The sequence below is a fragment of the Actinopolymorpha pittospori genome (assembly GCF_014873875.1).
Classification (GTDB): domain Bacteria; phylum Actinomycetota; class Actinomycetes; order Propionibacteriales; family Actinopolymorphaceae; genus Actinopolymorpha; species Actinopolymorpha pittospori.
In genome coordinates, this window is record NZ_JADBEM010000001.1 from 1367460 (window position 1) to 1383608 (window position 16149).

Annotated in this window: 15 protein-coding genes; 6 read left to right on the forward strand and 9 right to left on the reverse strand. The window is 69.8% G+C overall.

From position 1 onward, the window contains the following. Window positions 1–156 precede the first annotated feature (156 nt). From HEB94_RS06445 to HEB94_RS06465, 5 genes are all read left to right on the forward strand, one after another. On the forward strand, window positions 157–1704 hold the full coding sequence (locus HEB94_RS06445) for a TIGR02677 family protein (protein ID WP_202896176.1): 1548 nt from the start codon (window positions 157–159) through the stop codon (window positions 1702–1704). Continuing rightward, complete coding sequence (locus HEB94_RS06450; RefSeq protein ID WP_192749059.1) at window positions 1701–2828, forward strand: TIGR02678 family protein; 1128 nt, start codon at window positions 1701–1703, stop codon at window positions 2826–2828. Before HEB94_RS06445 ends, HEB94_RS06450 begins: the two co-directional genes overlap by 4 nt. Beyond that, entirely contained in the window at window positions 2825–6997 is a 4173-nt protein-coding gene (locus HEB94_RS06455; RefSeq protein WP_192749060.1) for a TIGR02680 family protein, read from the forward strand. Before HEB94_RS06450 ends, HEB94_RS06455 begins: the two co-directional genes overlap by 4 nt. Beyond that, window positions 6994–8244 carry a TIGR02679 family protein gene (locus HEB94_RS06460; RefSeq protein ID WP_192749061.1) on the forward strand — a complete coding sequence of 417 codons (1251 nt, stop codon included), beginning with the start codon at window positions 6994–6996 and terminating at the stop codon, window positions 8242–8244. Before HEB94_RS06455 ends, HEB94_RS06460 begins: the two co-directional genes overlap by 4 nt. Before the next feature lie 143 nt (window positions 8245–8387). Next, window positions 8388–9440, forward strand: a complete 1053-nt coding sequence (locus HEB94_RS06465; protein WP_192749062.1) for a nucleoside hydrolase — start codon at window positions 8388–8390, stop codon at window positions 9438–9440. A 19-nt stretch (window positions 9441–9459) separates the two neighbouring features. Here the strand turns inward: HEB94_RS06465 and HEB94_RS06470 are convergent, their stop codons facing one another. From HEB94_RS06470 to HEB94_RS06490, 5 genes are read right to left on the reverse strand one after another with little or no spacing between them, the layout of a single operon-like run. Beyond that, window positions 9460–9624 carry a hypothetical protein gene (locus HEB94_RS06470; protein WP_192749063.1) on the reverse strand — a complete coding sequence of 55 codons (165 nt, stop codon included), beginning with the start codon at window positions 9622–9624 and terminating at the stop codon, window positions 9460–9462. Continuing rightward, window positions 9618–9839 (reverse strand): hypothetical protein, encoded by a 222-nt coding sequence (locus tag HEB94_RS06475; protein WP_192749064.1) that lies wholly within the window; start codon window positions 9837–9839, stop codon window positions 9618–9620. Before HEB94_RS06475 ends, HEB94_RS06470 begins: the two co-directional genes overlap by 7 nt. A gap of 4 nt (window positions 9840–9843) precedes the next feature. Next, entirely contained in the window at window positions 9844–9984 is a 141-nt protein-coding gene (locus HEB94_RS06480; RefSeq protein ID WP_192749065.1) for a hypothetical protein, read from the reverse strand. Window position 9985: 1 nt separating this feature from the next. Then, entirely contained in the window at window positions 9986–10162 is a 177-nt protein-coding gene (locus HEB94_RS06485) for a hypothetical protein (RefSeq protein WP_192749066.1), read from the reverse strand. Between the two features lie 58 nt (window positions 10163–10220). Further along, window positions 10221–10691 carry a MarR family winged helix-turn-helix transcriptional regulator gene (locus HEB94_RS06490; protein WP_192749067.1) on the reverse strand — a complete coding sequence of 157 codons (471 nt, stop codon included), beginning with the start codon at window positions 10689–10691 and terminating at the stop codon, window positions 10221–10223. A 147-nt stretch (window positions 10692–10838) separates the two neighbouring features. Here HEB94_RS06490 and HEB94_RS06495 point away from each other — a divergent pair, with 147 nt between their 5' ends. Further along, on the forward strand, window positions 10839–12452 hold the full coding sequence (locus HEB94_RS06495; protein WP_202896177.1) for an MFS transporter: 1614 nt from the start codon (window positions 10839–10841) through the stop codon (window positions 12450–12452). A 66-nt stretch (window positions 12453–12518) separates the two neighbouring features. On the opposite strand, the gene HEB94_RS06500 is transcribed toward HEB94_RS06495, so the two are convergent. From HEB94_RS06500 to HEB94_RS06515, 4 genes are all read right to left on the reverse strand, one after another. Beyond that, window positions 12519–12932, reverse strand: coding sequence for an acyl-CoA thioesterase (locus HEB94_RS06500; protein ID WP_192749068.1), 414 nt, complete (start codon window positions 12930–12932; stop codon window positions 12519–12521). 19 nt (window positions 12933–12951) lie between these two features. Next, complete coding sequence (gene tnpB, locus HEB94_RS06505; RefSeq protein ID WP_192749069.1) at window positions 12952–14331, reverse strand: IS607 family element RNA-guided endonuclease TnpB; 1380 nt, start codon at window positions 14329–14331, stop codon at window positions 12952–12954. Beyond that, window positions 14328–14540 (reverse strand): recombinase family protein, encoded by a 213-nt coding sequence (locus HEB94_RS54390; protein ID WP_420481581.1) that lies wholly within the window; start codon window positions 14538–14540, stop codon window positions 14328–14330. The genes tnpB and HEB94_RS54390 overlap by 4 nt, the downstream gene beginning before the upstream one ends. A 211-nt stretch (window positions 14541–14751) precedes the next feature. Further along, window positions 14752–16041, reverse strand: a complete 1290-nt coding sequence (locus HEB94_RS06515) for a DMT family transporter (protein ID WP_192749070.1) — start codon at window positions 16039–16041, stop codon at window positions 14752–14754. Window positions 16042–16149 lie beyond the last annotated feature (108 nt).

Below are 16149 nucleotides of genomic sequence, written 5' to 3' on the forward strand. Positions count from 1 at the left end.
CTGCTCCGAGCGGGACCGGGCCCTCGGACGTCATGGCCGAGGGCCCGGGCATGTGTTGTTCGCCTGCTCCGCACCCGCGGTACGGCGCCATAATCCCGAGCCGGCGCGTCGGCGCTGCGACGCCTCCTGTCGGCATGTACGCGTACCGTTTGGCCCGTGGAAGGGACGGAGTCGACCGCGCCAGCCGACCTCGACCGGCTCGCGGCATACACCTACCTGACCGTGCCCGACCCCGGGAGCCGGCTGGTCTATCTGCAGATCATGCGAGTGTTCGCGGCAACCCTCCTCGCGGACCTGTCCGCTCACGACGTCGCCGACCGCCTGCCCCACCTCGACGGAGCCCCGCTCACCCCCGAGTCGGTAGCGGCCAGACTCGAACAGCTCAAGGAGTGGGGCAATCTGCTGCCCAGCTCCCGCCCGGTGAAGGCGACCAGTATCCGCGACTACCACCGCGCACGTTCTCGCTACCAACTCTCCCCACTGGGCGAGCACGTCCAGCGACAGGCCGAGGAGATCCTGTCCACAGCCGACGCCGTACGTGAGGTCAGCCGCGAACTCCTCGCGCTCGTCGCGCGCGGGCTCGACGAACTCGCCGCTCAGGCCAACGGCACTCCTGGTGGCCCCGAACCACAGGCGGCGCTGGAGGAGATCTCCTCGCTGTTCGCGCAGTTCGGCCAGTTCGCCGAATCAGTGCGTGACTTCTACGCCTACCTCGGGCAGGTGATCTTCCGCTACGACCTCGACTCAGCCGAGTTCAGCGGCTTCAAGGAACTCCTCCTCGACTACGCCGAGACGATCACCGACGATGTCGCGCACTTCGCGCCGCGGATCCAGCGCAGCCTCCAGGAGCTGACTCCCCGTCTGCCTGACATCCTGAAACGAATCGACGACCACGACCAGGGGCTGCAACGCCTGCAGGCGGGGGACGGTGCAATCGCCGTGCAGCGCAGCCGCGGACGCGAGCTCGATGACTGGAACGGGCTACGTGCATGGTTCTTCGACGAGACCGGCCAGGGCAGCCAGGTCGACCAGCTGCGCGAAGCCACCCTACGCGCCCTTCAGGCGTTGCTGGCCAACGCCAAACGAATGATCCGCTCGTCGACCGGCGAGCTGTCTCGCCGCCGGGACCTGCTCAAGCTCGCCCAGTGGTTCGACGCCGCTGATGATGCCACCGCCCACGACCTGCACGTCGCGGCCTTCGGGCTCTACGGCGCCCGCCATCTCGGCATAGCGCCCCACCCCGACCATGAGGTGTCCGCGACGACAAGCTGGTGGACCGGCCCGACGGTGGCGGTGCCAGTGGCCCTCCGCGAGAGGGGTTCGCGCGCACCACGTGGCCGCACCGCGGGCGCTGAGGACTACACCGGCCAACGTGAACTTCTCCGTAAGGAAGCCGAAGCCGAGGCAGCGCGCCAGCACGCCGCGGCCGCCGAGCTGCGTGCCGCCGCACGCCGATGGGGCGACGTACGCCTGTCCGGCGCCGCGGGCCGGCTCCTGCTCGACATGCTCGCGCGCTGCCTCGCAGTCGCACCGCCGGGCTTCGAGGAGGCGCTCGCCAGCGACGACGACCTCGACCTGCGGCTGCGCCTGACGCGCACGCCCGAAGCCAGGACGGTGATCCGCAGCGCCGACGGTGACCTGATACTCGACGAACTCGACGTCGCGGTCCACGCTATCGCGCACAGCCGGGAGGCCACCGGATGACCGACTTCGCCACCGAACTGGCCGCCGAACGCAGGATCGCCGCCCGGCTCCTGCTGAAGTACCCGCTGGTAACTCGGACGAGCCATCCCGAGGAGTTCCCGTTGGTACGCCGGCACGCCGACGACCTCGTCGCACAGTTCCGCCAGCTCCTCGGCTACCGCCTCGTGGTCGAGGCCGGATTCGCCCGACTGCACAAGGCGGGCCTCGACCGCGACGCCGGCCACCACCTCACCCGCACGTCCGGATCGCCGTTCACGCCGCGCACCTACGCCTACCTCGCACTCGCGTTATCGGCGTTGACCACCGCGCCGGAGCAGTTGTTGTTCTCAGAGTTGCTCACCCACATCCGGGCAGCCGCGGCCGAAGCGGGCATCGACCTCGGCGACGTCAACAGGGCCGTGGAAAAACGTGCGCTGGTCGCCGCCCTCAAGCAGCTCACCGCGTGGGGAATCCTCAGCGAGGACGAAGGGTCGATGGAATCCTATGTTGGGGACGAACGCGCCGAGGCGCTGCTCACCATCGACCGCGAGATCGCCCGTCGGATGATCAGTGGCCCGGTCGGGCAGGCGACCTCCGCACCCGACCTCATCGCCCGTGCCGCCGACCCCGGCCCCGGGGGCGCGCGTCACAGCGTGCGTCGGCGTCTCGTCGAGACGCCCGTCGTATACGTCGACGACCTCACCGACGACGAACGCGACTGGCTCCGCCGCAACCAACGCCGCGAGCAGCGAATCTTCGAAGAGGCTCTCGGCCTCGACACCGAGATCCGCGCCGAGGGTGTGGCGCTGTTCGACCACGCCGAGGAGCTGACCGACCTCGACTTCCCTGCCGCCGGCACGATCGGCTGGCTGGCACTGCTGCTTCTGGAGCGGCTCGTGACGAGCCTGCGTCCAGCTGAGCCCACTGTCTCGGTGCCGGTTCCTGACGACCTGATCGGCGAGCTTCTCGATCAACTGGTCGAACGGCACGGCAAGGCGTTCGCTAAGGAACTCCTCGACCATCCTGACCAGCTCCGCCACGCCGTACTCGACCGACTGCGTGCCATGCGCTTAGCCGCCCAGGGCCCGTCCGGCTGGGTGCTGCTGGCCGCGGCCGCCCGCTACGCGCCCGAGGGACACCGATGACCGCCGCTCCGCTGCCCGTCCAGGCACGTGATCCGCACCGATACCGACTGGCCAGAGCTGGGATCCACCAGGTCTGGCAGTACGACGAGCAGTTTCTCTTCGGCGACGGCCGGCTGCTCCTGCGGGGCAAGAACGGCGCCGGGAAGTCCAAGGCCCTGGAAATGCTGCTGCCGTTCCTGCTCGACGGGGACAGCCGCCGGCTCGACGCGGCAGGCGGCGCCAAGACGACCCTGAAATGGCTGATGCTGAGCGGCTGGAGCGGCGGCACCAACCGGCTCGGCTACCTCTGGCTCGAGTTCGTACGCACCACACCAGAAGGCGGCACAGAGCGGCTCACACTCGGCGCCGCGGTCAAGGCGTCGACCTCCACCGGCGAGGCCAGGACGACATACTTCGTCACCTCACTCGAGGTCGGCGAAGAGCTGCCGCTGCCCGACCCGCGCCGCCGGCCGTCGCTGGAACAGCTGCGCGACCTCGTCGGTCCCGCCCACTGCTACGAACGAGCCACTGACTACCGGGCCAGGGTTGCCCGGGAACTCTTCGGTCTCACCGACCTCGCCCGCTACCGCAACCTGATCCACCTGCTCTACAACCTCCGCCGACCAACCATCGGCGACAAGATCGAGTCAGGCGAGCTGGTGACCGTCCTGGGCGAGGCGCTGCCACCTTTGGACGACGACGTCCTCGACAAGGTCGCCCACAACCTCGACGACCTCGACTCCGTACGCGAGGAACTCGGCCGGCTGGAGCAGACCAACGCCGCACTCACGACGTTCCTCACCAGCTACCGCGGGTATCTTCGCGGCGTCCTGCGGGCGCGGGTCGGTTCGGTGCGGGATGCGTTGGGCGACCTACGAGAGAAGCGACGCGCCGCCGGCACCGCCGAACGAGTGTTGAGTGAGCTGACCGAGAAGGAGCGGACCGCACAGCGGCAGGCCAGCGAGCTCGACCAGCTCCGAGACGACGCCGACACCGAACTCCGCGCCCTTCGCGACAGCGCTGCCTACCGCGCCTTGGGCGACCTGCGCGACCGCCGCCGGCTGGTCGCGGCGGTCGAGGCCACGGCAGGCTCGAGGTGGACGACCGCGACCATCGCCAGGTCGGCTGAGGAGTCTGCGGCGCAACGGCTCCGCGAGGAGTCGGAACAGATCGGTGCCGAACTGACCGACCTGCGCACCGGCGTCCGCGACGGCCGCCGGCTCGCCCGTGCCTGCGGGCTCGACGAGGCACTCGTGGCCGAACTCCCGGCCAGCCGTACCTCCACCCTCGTGGCAGCGGCCACCGTGGTGCTCACTGACGACGCCGGCAGCTCACACGAAATCGTCCGACCCGCCGCCCACACGTTGGACGACGGGCTCCCCGACGCCGTGCAGGGCTGGCGAGCCGCCCTGTCCGAGGCGGCGACGGTCACCACCGCTCGCCGCCGGTCGGCCACCCAACTGCTCGCCGACCTGGGCAAGCTCGCCGAGGCCGACGCGCGAGCGGGCCTGCTGCGTGAGCACGCCGAGCGCCTGGACGCCGAGGTCGGCGAAGCAAGGACCCGCCAAACCGCACGGAGTGCCGCGGTGGTTGAGGCCTCCGACACCTACGCCGCCGACGTCACCAGCTGGGCGCGGCGGCTGCCCGACCCCACTCGCGTCACGGCGCTTGTCACACTCCCCGACGACAACGAGCTCCCGCTGGAGGAGCGCGCCCTCGACCGCGGCGCCGCCGAGCGGATCGCCGACACCGGGCACGAGATCGCCGCGCCCATCCTGGGGTCCTACGACGAGCGGCGAGACGAGATCCTCGCACGGGAAGGCGCGATCCGCACAGACCTCGACACCGCCCGAGCGGAAAGGTCGCGCTGGGAGCGCGACCATGACCCGGAACCTCCACGCTCGGCCTACTCCGGGGCGGTCCGCGACCCGAACACCGGCGCACCGTTGTTCCTGCTCCTCGACTTCGACGAGACGTTTCCCGAGCAGGATCGGCCAGGTATGGAGGCGGCGCTGGAAGCGAGCGGCCTGCTGAACGCGTGGGTCTGCGCCGATGGCACCGTCCTCGCACCCGACACCCACGAGATACTGGTGCACCCCGATCAGCCCGTGCCCGGGCCACACCTGGCCGCCGCGTTGCGCCCCGTGCCCGGACACGGGGTCAGCGGGCCAGCACTCCACCACCTCTTGCGATGCATCGGCTTGGGCGAGTCCACATCGGCACCCAGCTGGATATCCACCGGCGGACGGTGGCAGCTCGGTGCCCTGCGCGGCGCTCACCACAAGGACCGAGCCGAGTACATCGGCGCCTCTGTCCGGGCCGCCACCCGCGAACGCCGGATCGCCGAGCTCACCACCCGGATCGAGGACCTGCGGGCCAGCCTCGCCGAGCAGGCCGCGGCCCGCGAGGAGGTCGAACGCGGCCGCGACCGGCTGCGTGGGGCCCTCCGCGACATCCCGAACGGCCAGAACCTGGCCACCGCGTGGGCCGCTTACGACGCCGCCGTCGAGGAGACGGGACGCCTCGCCGCCGCACTCTCGACCGCGACCCGGGACGCTGAGACGGCCTGGTCTGCAGCCGTCTCCCTGCGAAGCAGAGCACAGGCTCACGCGACCGCGGACGGGCTGCCCTTCGGCCGGGACCTTCTCGTCCAGACCCTCGGTGACCTTGGGCGACTACTCGACGCGCTGCGCAGGTTCGACAGCTCGGCTGGGCGGATCGTCGTTCGACTGGGCACCCACCAGGCAAACCGGACGTCCTGGGCGCAGGCACGGCAGAAGCGTGAGAAAGCGGAGTCGGAGTACGACGAGGCGCGGCGCGACCTCGACACAGCCCGGCAGGAACTCCACACCCTCGAAACCGCCATCGGGGCCAGCGAGCAGGAGATCCTCGCCCAAGAGGCGGCCGCCGCCGCACGCCTCACCGAGGCGACCCGCTCGTTGCCGGCCGCACGGCACACATTGTCCGTCGTTCACGACGACCGGATACGCGCCGAACAGGAACGCGACCAGGCACTCGCGGCGCTGGCAGAGAAAGAACAAGCCGTTCTGGCAGGCAGCGGCAGACTCCGCCGTCCACTGGGCCTGCCCGGGTTGACGGCAGCGGCCAACCTCGGCGGCCTGGAAACAGAGGTCGCGGCCTTCGACGAAAGCCAGGACGGCAGTGTGCGCAGCAGGGTCAAGGCCCTCGGCGACCTCACCGACGCCGTTGAATCCAGGCTGGGACCCACCCGCCACGACGTCAGCGACTCCACGATCCTCGGCCACGGCGAACGCATGCGCGACGGACTCTCCGGCGGCTACGACGCGGAGGTAAGCGAGGTCGACGGGATCAAGCGCTTCGCCCTGCACGACGACACCGGAGCCCACGACGTCGCCGTCGTCGGCCAACGCATCCAGGCCGCGGCCGACGAGGCGCGGCTCCGCCTGTCGACTCGCGAGCAGGAAGTGTTCGAACGCTATCTGCTCGGGGAACTCGGCGACCACCTCGCCCGCCAACTCCTCGCGGCACGTAACCTCCTCCACACGATGAACGACACGCTCGAGGACGTGCGTTCCTCGCACGGCATCGGTGCTCGCCTGCGGTGGGAACTCCCCAAGGACACCGACGCCGACGTCAAAGCCGCCGTCGGACTCCTCGACCACGTGTCGGCCCTGCGTAGCCGCGAACAGTCCGCCCAGCTTCGTGACGTCCTACGCCGCCGGATCGAGGACGCCCGGCAGGCTGAACCGAGCGCCGGCTACGCCACACACCTGCGAGTGGCACTGGACTACCGGTCGTGGTTCACCTTCACGGTCATGGTCACCGACACCGCTACCCCCAGCGAACGCAGGCTCAGCCACCGGACGGCACTGAGCCAGGGAGAGCAACGCGTCGTGGCCTACCTGGTGCTGTTCGCCGCAGCGGCCGCGCACTTCGCCTCGGTCGCCCGCTCGGCGCCGACAGCGCCGCGGCTCATCCTGCTCGACGACGCGTTCGCCAAGGTCGACGAACCGACCCACGGGCGGCTTCTCGGACTTCTGGTCAGCCTCGACCTGGACTTCGTTATCACCAGCGAACGACTGTGGGGGTGCTTCTCCACCGTCCCCAGCCTGCACATCTACGAATGCCTGCGCGACCCCTTGGCGCGGGGAGTCGCGACCGTCCACTTCACCTGGGACGGCAAGAGCCGCCGGCTCGTCGGCGTATGAACCCAGAAACCCGGGCATGGCTCGACCGTCCCGAACTCGCCGCCCTCTGGGATCTTCTCCGCGAGCGACTCCAACGCAACGGGCTCACCGTTCGCGGCCGCGTCCAGCTTCGCGACGTCACCGACGAGGAACGCCAAGCCCTCAGCCTGCTCACCGGACGGGTGTTCTCGACAGGTCCGGCCTCGATCTCCCTGCCTGACCTCGACGTCCGGCTGCGCGACGGCGCCGCGAACTGCGGGCTCGTCGAGGTAGTCACCGCGCTACGCGGGACACTCGTCGATCGGCCGGCACTGCGACAGGCCCGCCACACCGCCAACGAACACACCTGGCAGGCCGCCCTCACCGCCGTGCAGACCTCAGGTCTGGCCACGACCGACTGGGCGAACGACTGGCTCGCCGACCTCCGGCGCACCGGCACGATCAGACGCCTGGGATCCGAGGCCGCCAGCCGCCTCCTCAGCCAGGCCACCGACATCCTCGCCCGGATACTCCTCCACCAGGAGTCGCTGTCGCGCCCAGAACTCGCCGAACGGGTGACCGGCACCACCCACGGTCTCGATGATGACACCGTGCTCGCCAGGATCGTCCTGCGCGGCCTCGCCCGAGCCACCGGTCAGGAACCGCCCGGGAACCTGCGAGACCGACGCGAGCTGTGGGAAACCGCTGGCGTGTCGACGGATGCCGTGTCCAGCACAGTTCTGACCTACGGGCTCGCACCGCTGGGCAACGACTGGCGGGCACGACACCTCCGCGGGCGGGCCGACGCCCATGCCGAGACCCACCTAACACTGCGTGATCTGCGCCGGATGACCTGGCGCCTGCCACCCTCAACTGAGGTGTTCGTCTGCGAGAATCCACGAGTCGTCGAGGCCGCGGCCGACAGCCAGTGTTCCGGCCCACTCGTCTGCACTTCAGGAAATCCCGCCACCGTCGTGCTCGTCCTCCTTGACGCCCTCCTCGCCGCCGGGGCGCGGATCGCCTACCGCGGCGACTTCGACTGGCCCGGCATCGCCATGGCCAACCGTATGATCACCAGGCTGTGCGCTCGCCCATGGCGCATGTCCGCCACTGACTACGAGGAACACGTCGCGAACGCACACGCCCGCGGCACACCACTGCGTCCACTCACCGGCACGGCGATCGAAGCGAGCTGGGACCCCGAACTCACTCCCGCGATGCGGGCACTCGGTGTAGCCGTCCAAGAAGAGTCCGCCCTCGAACTGCTCCTCACCGACCTTGCCAGATGAACGGCCAGAAGCCCGCCCCGAGGCCGATCCCGGGCCCGTAGCACGATGATCATTTCCCCTCTCGTAGCCTCTAGTTGATCAGCCCCTGGGAGGTCCTCCTCCACGGTGGCGCCCGCCGGAGCCAGTAGAGCGCGGAGATGGTGATGACTACGCCGCCGGAGGATGAAACACGGACCGGGCAGTCCCGGACCCGCCTCGTCATCGACACCGACGGGGGCGTGGACGACGCGGTCGCGTTGTTGTACGCGCTCGCCCGCCCCGAGGTCGACGTCCTGGCGGTCACCTGCGTCGTCGGCAACGTGGACGTCGAACGCGCCGCCCGCACCATCCGCGCGCTGCTCGACCTGGCTGGCGCCAAGGACACACCCGTCGCGACCGGTACGGCGCAACCACTACGCGGCGCGCGAGCGCTCAACCGGTGGTACGGCGACCACGGGACCGGCTACGCGAAACTGGCGGACAGCACCGGGCCCGTCGACCCGCACGGCGTCGAGACCATCGTCCGCCTCGCCCGCCAGCATCCCGGTGAGCTGAACCTGCTCGCGCTCGGCCCGCTCACCAACGTCGCCGCGGCCGTCCTGGTGGAGCCGGAACTCCCGCGGCTGCTGCGCTCGGCGGTGGTCATGGGCGGCGCCTACACCGTCCCGGGCAACGAGGGAGCCCGCTCGGAGTTCAACATCGACGTCGATCCGGAGGCCGCGCGGATCGTCCTGCAGGCCTGGGAACACGCCGACGGCGCCATCCCGCTCACCCTCGTGGGCCTGGACGTCACCCAGCAGGCGTCCCTGTCGACCTCCGACGTCGCCTCGCTCATCCGCGCGGCCGGTGTGGAGTACTCCGAGGAGGACGCGGCGACGCTGTCCGGTGAGGTCGCCCACCCGCTGTGCCAGTTCCTGCTCGACGGGCTCAGGCACGCGTGTGAGAGCGCTGAACGGACCGGAGGCGAATATGCCGCGGTCCTGCACGACGCGCTCGCGGCGGTGGCGCTGGTGGAACCGCAGGTGATCTCCACCCGGGCCACCACCGTCGATGTCGAGATCGCCGGTACGCTCACCCGGGGTGAGACGGTCGCGGACTGGTTCGGCACCTGGGGACGCCGCCCGAACGCGGAGGTGGCCCTCGGCTGCGACGTCGACCACTTCCGGAACCAGCTCACCGCGAGCCTGGCCAAGCTCCTGTCCTCCGCGACCGGCTGAGCGGACCGGGCCGCGTCGCTCACTCGCCCGGGGACCGGTTCCAGCCGGTTGGCCACAGACCGGGGAGCACGCCCAGCGCGAACGTCACCGCCGAGGCGACGAGCAGCGGCCGGGCGGGATCGACCGCGAGGTCGACCGCGAAAGCCGGGGCGACCAGCAGGAGACCGAGCGCGCCGGTCAGCATGAGCAGGCCGAAGCGGGCGGCTCCCGGCGGCGCGGTGCGGTGAGGACCTTGGCGACGGTGGCGACACTGGTCACGACGACGACGAAACACACAACCGCGAAGGCGGCCGGCATGGCGTCGGAGGTGAGGGTAAACACTCCTCCGGCGAGGAAGACGAACGCCGTGAACACCATCAGCCCTACGAACGCCGCGCGGGAGGGTTGACCGCCAGCCATGCGTTCACTCCGTTCCTGAGATCAGTCCGCGGAGGGCGCCGGACTCGGTCGCTCGCCGCACAAGGTCGTCGATGAGTCGTTTCGCCTCGTCGATGAACTCGCGGTAGTGGCGTTCGGGATTTCCGCCGAACTCGAACGACGGCACGTTATTGCCTCCCCCGGTCGGCGAACGCGGCTCTCATCGCGGCGATCACGTCCTCGTCGACGGGCTTCGGCGTGCGGGGAAGCTCCTCGCCGAGGTCCGCGAAGGCGGCCCGGGCCTGTTCGGCTGCCGCCTCACGGGCAGAGGCCACAGCGTCCATGACGTTCCGGGCGAGACTCACCCCGACGTTGTCCGGCGGCGTCCCACGGCGCCGCCACGTCAGCGCCGCCCGCGCGGGTTCAGAGCTTCCGAGCGCCGCCCGGCTGGTCGGGGACCGGCTTGGTCGTCCTGAGTTCGTCGACCAGCAGTTCGAGCGCCGGCAGGGCCTGCAGCAGCGTCCGCGCACTCTCCTCCGGCAGCCGGTCCAGGCACTGGGAGACGACCCGGGTCCGCTGGGCCCGGATGCGTTCGTGCACCTCGCGACCCTCGGGGGTGGCGTCCGCGCGTACCGCACGCGCGTCCGCCGGATCGGGGAGCCGCCGGACCAGCCCGAGTTCGTCGAGCCGGCCGACGACCCGCGACAGCATGGTGGGGTTCAGCCCTTCCAGCCCGGCGAGTTCTGCCATGCCCAACGGCCCGCGCCCGGAGACCAGGCCGAGCACCGACGCCTGCGTCGGCGTCAGGCCCTCACCAGTGGCCGTCGCGTTGAGTTCGCGTGCGAGCCTCCCGATGACGACGCGTAGCCGGGCCACCGTGTCGGCGTCAACCATCTCCACCTCTCAATTGCCTGCCGGCAAGCAATGTAGTCTGGGCTGGTGCACTCATCGGAGCCGTCATCATCCGAGGATCAACGTCACCTCGAGCGACAGGTTGACTCCACCATCCATCACGGATGGGAGCGTGGGAAGCGCAAGCATATGGGGCGACAACCAGGGTCGGTCCTGACGTCGCCGACCGAGAACCCCTCGGCCGTCGCCACCGAGACCACCGCCGCAGACGTCGCGGCCGTCGACCCCTCGACCGCCGAGGCGACCACCACAAGCCCGTCCCGCAACGGCACCACACCCAACGGGAGCGCGGCCAACGGCAGGTCGGTCAACGGCACGGCGGCGAGTGGGACGACCACCGGCACACCCCCGGGCCCGACCGCCACCGAGACGCGGACCAACGACGACGAGCCGCTGCCCCGCCGTGGTCTCGTCTTCGCGATCGTCTCGATCGCGTTGTTCATGGGTTCGATCGACCAGACCAGCGTCGCGACCGCGCTGACCGCGATCCAGCAGGACATGGGCACCCAGATCAACTGGAGTGGGTGGACGATCACCATCTACTCACTCGGCCAGATTGTGGTGCTGCCCCTGGCCGGCAGGATCAGCGACCAGTACGGCCGGCGGCGGGTCTTCCTCGGCTCCATCGTGTTGTTCGTGACCGCGTCCCTGCTGTGCGGTCTCGTCGACAACATCTATCTGCTGATCGTGCTCCGCGCCCTGCAGGCACTCGGCGGCGGCGCGTTCATGCCCTCGGCGACCGGCATCGTCGCCGACCACTTCGGCCGTGACCGGGACCGGGCGCTCGGCATGTTCACCAGCATCTTCCCGATCGGCGGAATCGTCGGACCGATCGTCGGGAGCCTGTTCGTCAACTACTGGTCCTGGCGCGGGATCTTCCTCATCAACGTCCCGATCGGGATCGTGTTGTTCGTGCTCGCGGTGAAGCTCATTCCCGAGACCGGCACCAGGGTTCCCGGCCGCACCGACCTACGCGGCATCACCCTGTTCGCCCTCATGATCCTCACGGCGATGTACGGCGTCACCTCCCTCGGCAACGCCGGCACCGGGATCCTCAACCCCGCGTTCCTGATCGCGGAGGCCGTCGCCGTCGTGCTGGCCGTCTTCTTCGTCCGACACACCCGCACGGCCGCGGCGCCGTTCATTCCGTTGCACCTACTGCGCGGGCGCGGCTTCGGGATCATGAACCTGATCAACCTGCTCTACGGCACGGCTGCGCTCGGGTTCGGGGCGCTGCTGCCGCTCTACGCCGAGGAACGCTTCGGCATGGACGGGCTGGAGGGCGGCACGCTCCTCACCGCCCGTGCGGTCGGCATGATCTGCGTCGCTGGACTCGCCGTGTTGATGTTGCGTCGTACCGGATGCCGCATCCCGATCGTCGTCGGCTTCCTCATCGTCGCCGCCGGCCTGGCCGGGTTGTCCTTCGCACCGCCGGGCAGCGAGTCCTACGTGTGGCTCGCGATCGCGGCCGGGGCCACCGGCGTGGGCATGGGCTTCTCGGTACCCGCGTCCAACAACGCGAGCCTGCGCCTGGCGCGGGACCACATCGCGGCCGTCGCGGGGCTGCGCGGGATGTTCCGCCAGTCCGGCGCCATCGTCGCCGTGTCGATCTCCACCGCGGTGCTCGCGCGAAGCACGGACGCGGGTGCGACGCACACGCACATCTTCCTCGTCTTCGCGATCATGCTCGTCCTGGTCACGCCTCTCGTCTACTTCGTGCCGGACCAGAAGGGGAAGTGGTAGAGAGCGCACGGACAGCCAGGCGTTCGGACCAGCCGAGGCGTTCGAAGGGGTCGGGTCGGCGCGCGGTCAGGCTTCGTCGTCGCGCAGCGTCTCCAGCCAGGACCGTTCCCGCTCCGACAGCGGACGCGTCGCTTCGGCCGCCGCGTCGTAGGCAGCCATCACCGTGGCGGCGGTGGCATAGAGGGTGTTCTCGTCACGGACGTCGTAGCCGAGGGAGAACGAGGTGTTCCGGATCCCGGTGACCCAGGTGTCGATCAGGATCGGCTCGGGACGGAACTCCAGCGGGCGGCGGTAGTCGATCTCGTGCCGGACAACGACGACCTGGCCCAACAGGGTCGTCACGCCGGCATCTGCCGCACCCTGGAACAACAGGGCGATCCGCGCCTCTTCGAGATAGGCCAAATACTCCGTATTGTTGACATGCCCGTACGCGTCCATGTCGGCCCACCGCAGTGGGCAGCGAAAACAAAAACGGCTCAACGGACGTGACCGTTACCTTTCAGTGCGCTTTAGCATGCACATGGTTGGTAGTCCCGCCTTGCGGTGGGACGGTCCCGGTCTGACCGGCGGGCGCCGTGCCGGGTTCACGCTTCACGGCCACCCGCCCGCGGGGGCGGGTCTTCTGGTCGGCTCCACGTGCTGCCACCGAGCCACTCCCGGCGGTGTCGTACTCAGCCGCGAGGGCGGCGAGGTTGCGTGCGGCGTTCGCGTCTCGGTCGAGGATGAATCCGCACGCCTGGCAGGTATAGCTCCGCTCGGCTAGGGCGAGTTTGGCTTTCACCGCGCCGCAGCCCGAGCAGGTCTTTGATGAGGGGTACCAGCGGTCTGCGATGACGAGCTGGCCGCCGTTCCAAGCGGTCCTGTATTCGAGTTGGCGGCGAAACTCGGCGAACCCGGCGTCGGCGATGTGGCGGGCCAGCCTGCGGTTGGCGAGCATGCCGGCGACGTTGAGGTCTTCCACCACGACCGTGCCATGCATCGCCGCAAGCCGGGTGGTGAGCTTGTGCAGGCCGTCGCGGCGCAGATTGCTCACACAGGCGTGTGCGCGGCCGAGCCGGGCGGCGGCCCGCTGCCACCGTTGCGAGGGGCGCTGCCCGCTGCGCCGGTCCGGTCCGGTCTTACGCGACAGGGCGCGGCCCAGCCTGCGAAGGCGGTTCTGTGTCATGGACAGGTGGCGCGGGTTCGGTATGACCTCTCCAGTCGACAGGACGGCGAGGTGTGTGATGCCGACGTCGACGCCCACCACCGAGCCGGGTCGGGCAGGTGCACGGTCAGCCCGCTCGACCTGCACGGTGAAGGCGACGTGCCAGCGTCGCCCGTCTCGGCGCAGGGTCGCCGACATGATCCGCGCGGTGCCGGCCTCCAGGCGGCGGGCGAGCTTGCGGGAGGACTCGTGGAGCTTCAACCGACCCAGCCGTGGCAGCACCACGTGCTTACGGCCGGGCTCGACCCGGATCGTACCGGTCGTGAACCGCACGGAGGGTGTGCTGCGCCGACGGGACTTGAACCGGGGGAAACCCACGCTGCGCCCGGTCCGCTTGCCCGAGCGGGACTCCGACCAGTTCTTCAACGCGCGGGCCAGCGCGTCCAGGCCGGTGTTGAACGCCTCTTTCGAACACTCCGCCCACCACGGCGCCACATGGCCCTTGGCGGCGTTCCACGCCTTACGCAACCCAGGCAGCGTCCACGAGATCGACTCGGTGAGCTGGTCGTCGGAGATGCCGTACGTTCGCTCGGCGGCGCGCTGGTCCATGACAGCCTTCACCCGGGCCAACGCCCAGTTGAAAGCGACCCGGGCCGCACCCGCATGCGCGAGAACCGCACGCTCCTGACCCGGACTCAGGTCCAGGGCGAACCGATACGCCTGCAACGTCCTCACCCCGAACCACCCCCAGTCGCTGCCCCAGTGGCTGCTGAGCCGACCTCAGTCACCACCCGGTCAACGGAGAGCCGCTGGCTGGTAGCCCACGTGGTGACCCGAGCGACCTGCCGATCCAGATCAGCGCACTGGCCAGCCGAGGAGACCCGTGCGTACACCACAACCTGCCCGACCTCTGGTCGGGCCGGGGCCAGTGGCTCGCCAACCATGATGAGCCGGCCCAGCCGGTACGTGGGAACAGGCAAGGCCCCAGGCCCGTAGCGCCGACGCGCGGTCGCACACGAGACACCCGTCGCCACAGCGCACCCCTTCAAGTGCACGCCGTCACCTCAGCCGACTCATGAGCACTCTTGACTACCACCCCGCCACAGCAAACAGCCCTCCCGTCCACTTCAGCCTCTCACGGGTCGGCGCCCACGCTCAGCCACCGCCCCGTGGTGGCGTCTCCTCACCGCCTGGTTCGAGTCTCAGCTCCTCGACCCGCCGCCGCAGCCGAACCGACCACTGCTCCAGCCTGCGGGCGCCGGCGTCGAGCTCACGCTCGCGTTCGGACAGTTCCAGGTCGTAGCGTTCGAACTCTTCACGTTCCTGTGGTGTGAGCGCACGGGTCCGCTCCTTCACCCGCTCCGCCTCCCGGTGCCGACTGATGTCGGCCCGCAGCTCAGACAGCCGGACAAGCTCCTCGTCGATCCGGTCGAGGTGACGCTGCAGATGCTGGTGGCTGCGCACGGCCCAGCTTGGTCGTGCACCGCCGGCCGCGACCTGGTCCAGCTCCTCGCTCAGGACCTGCAGGTCGTGTTCGAGCGTCTCCTCCGTCCGGTAGGCCAGACCCTCCTCCCGGCGCCGTTCGAGCAGGTCGAGCTGACCGGTGACGAACGGCGAGCTGGCGAGTACGTACACGCCGGCGATCATGATGGCGAGCCCGACGAGCGCGCCGGCGAACGTGATCGGGGACAGGTTGAGTTCGCCGCCCTGGACGCCGACACCGATCGCGATCGCGGCCAGCGGCTCGGCCACGACCAAGGTCGGGAACGACGCCGACAGTGGTGCCAGGTTGAAGGCGCTCTGGGTGAGCAGGATGCCCACCAGCGCGCACGCGAGCACTCCGTAGGCCTGCCAGGTCTGGAGCAGGGTGAGGAGCCCGCCGGTCTCGAGCGCGTCGATCGCGTCGTGGGTCAAAGCGCCCTGCAGCCCGAAGAGGATCCCGGCGGCGGCGGCGAGCAGCGGGGCCTCACGGATCGCGTCGAGTCGACGGCCGATCAGGACGAGGGCCAGGGCGAGCGCGAGGATCGTTCCGCCGACGATGACCCAGTCCAGCGGCGGGGCGGTCGAGGTCGCACCCTGGTGCGGACGCCCGGCGACGATGAAGATCGCCAGCCCCACCGCGGTGGCCACGGCACCCATCCAGTCGCGCAGTGGTACCGAGCGGCGTACCCAGGCGGCGGCGAGCGGCAGCGCGAACAGCAGCCGGGTCACCTGCAGCGGCTGAACCAGGGCGGCGTTACCGGCGCCCAGGGCGATCGCGGACGCGACGTTGCCCACGGTGGACAAGGCGATACCGGAGAGCCACAGTGGGCGGCGGGCCAACCAGATCACCAGGGTGAACGACAGCACCTTCTCCGGCGGGGCGTGTGAGGCAGCCCGTTGCTGAATGACGGAACCAGCCGCGAAGAACGCCGAAGCGACGAGCGCCAGCACGTAAACCGTCACGCAGCGCCACCTCTCCGCCAACTGCCAGCAGAGGCCTCGGAGACCGCCTTCCTGTCTACTGTTACGCCTGTGCGGTCGCGTTTACGCTCAGGCGGCGTACTCCCGCGA

Bases quoted from the DNA above. Each gene is read 5' to 3' on its own strand.
- HEB94_RS06450 (WP_192749059.1), top strand. From the start codon at position 1,701: ATGACCGACTTCGCCACCGAACTGGCCGCCGAACGCAGGATCGCCGCC.
- HEB94_RS06455 (WP_192749060.1), top strand. From the start codon at position 2,825: ATGACCGCCGCTCCGCTGCCCGTCCAGGCACGTGATCCGCACCGATAC.
- HEB94_RS06460 (WP_192749061.1), top strand. From the start codon at position 6,994: ATGAACCCAGAAACCCGGGCATGGCTCGACCGTCCCGAACTCGCCGCC.
- HEB94_RS06465 (WP_192749062.1), top strand. From the start codon at position 8,388: ATGACTACGCCGCCGGAGGATGAAACACGGACCGGGCAGTCCCGGACC.
- HEB94_RS06470 (WP_192749063.1), bottom strand. From the start codon at position 9,624: ATGCTGACCGGCGCGCTCGGTCTCCTGCTGGTCGCCCCGGCTTTCGCG.
- HEB94_RS06475 (WP_192749064.1), bottom strand. From the start codon at position 9,839: ATGGCTGGCGGTCAACCCTCCCGCGCGGCGTTCGTAGGGCTGATGGTG.
- HEB94_RS06490 (WP_192749067.1), bottom strand. From the start codon at position 10,691: ATGGTTGACGCCGACACGGTGGCCCGGCTACGCGTCGTCATCGGGAGG.
- HEB94_RS06495 (WP_202896177.1), top strand. From the start codon at position 10,839: ATGGGGCGACAACCAGGGTCGGTCCTGACGTCGCCGACCGAGAACCCC.
- HEB94_RS54390 (WP_420481581.1), bottom strand. From the start codon at position 14,540: ATGGTTGGCGAGCCACTGGCCCCGGCCCGACCAGAGGTCGGGCAGGTT.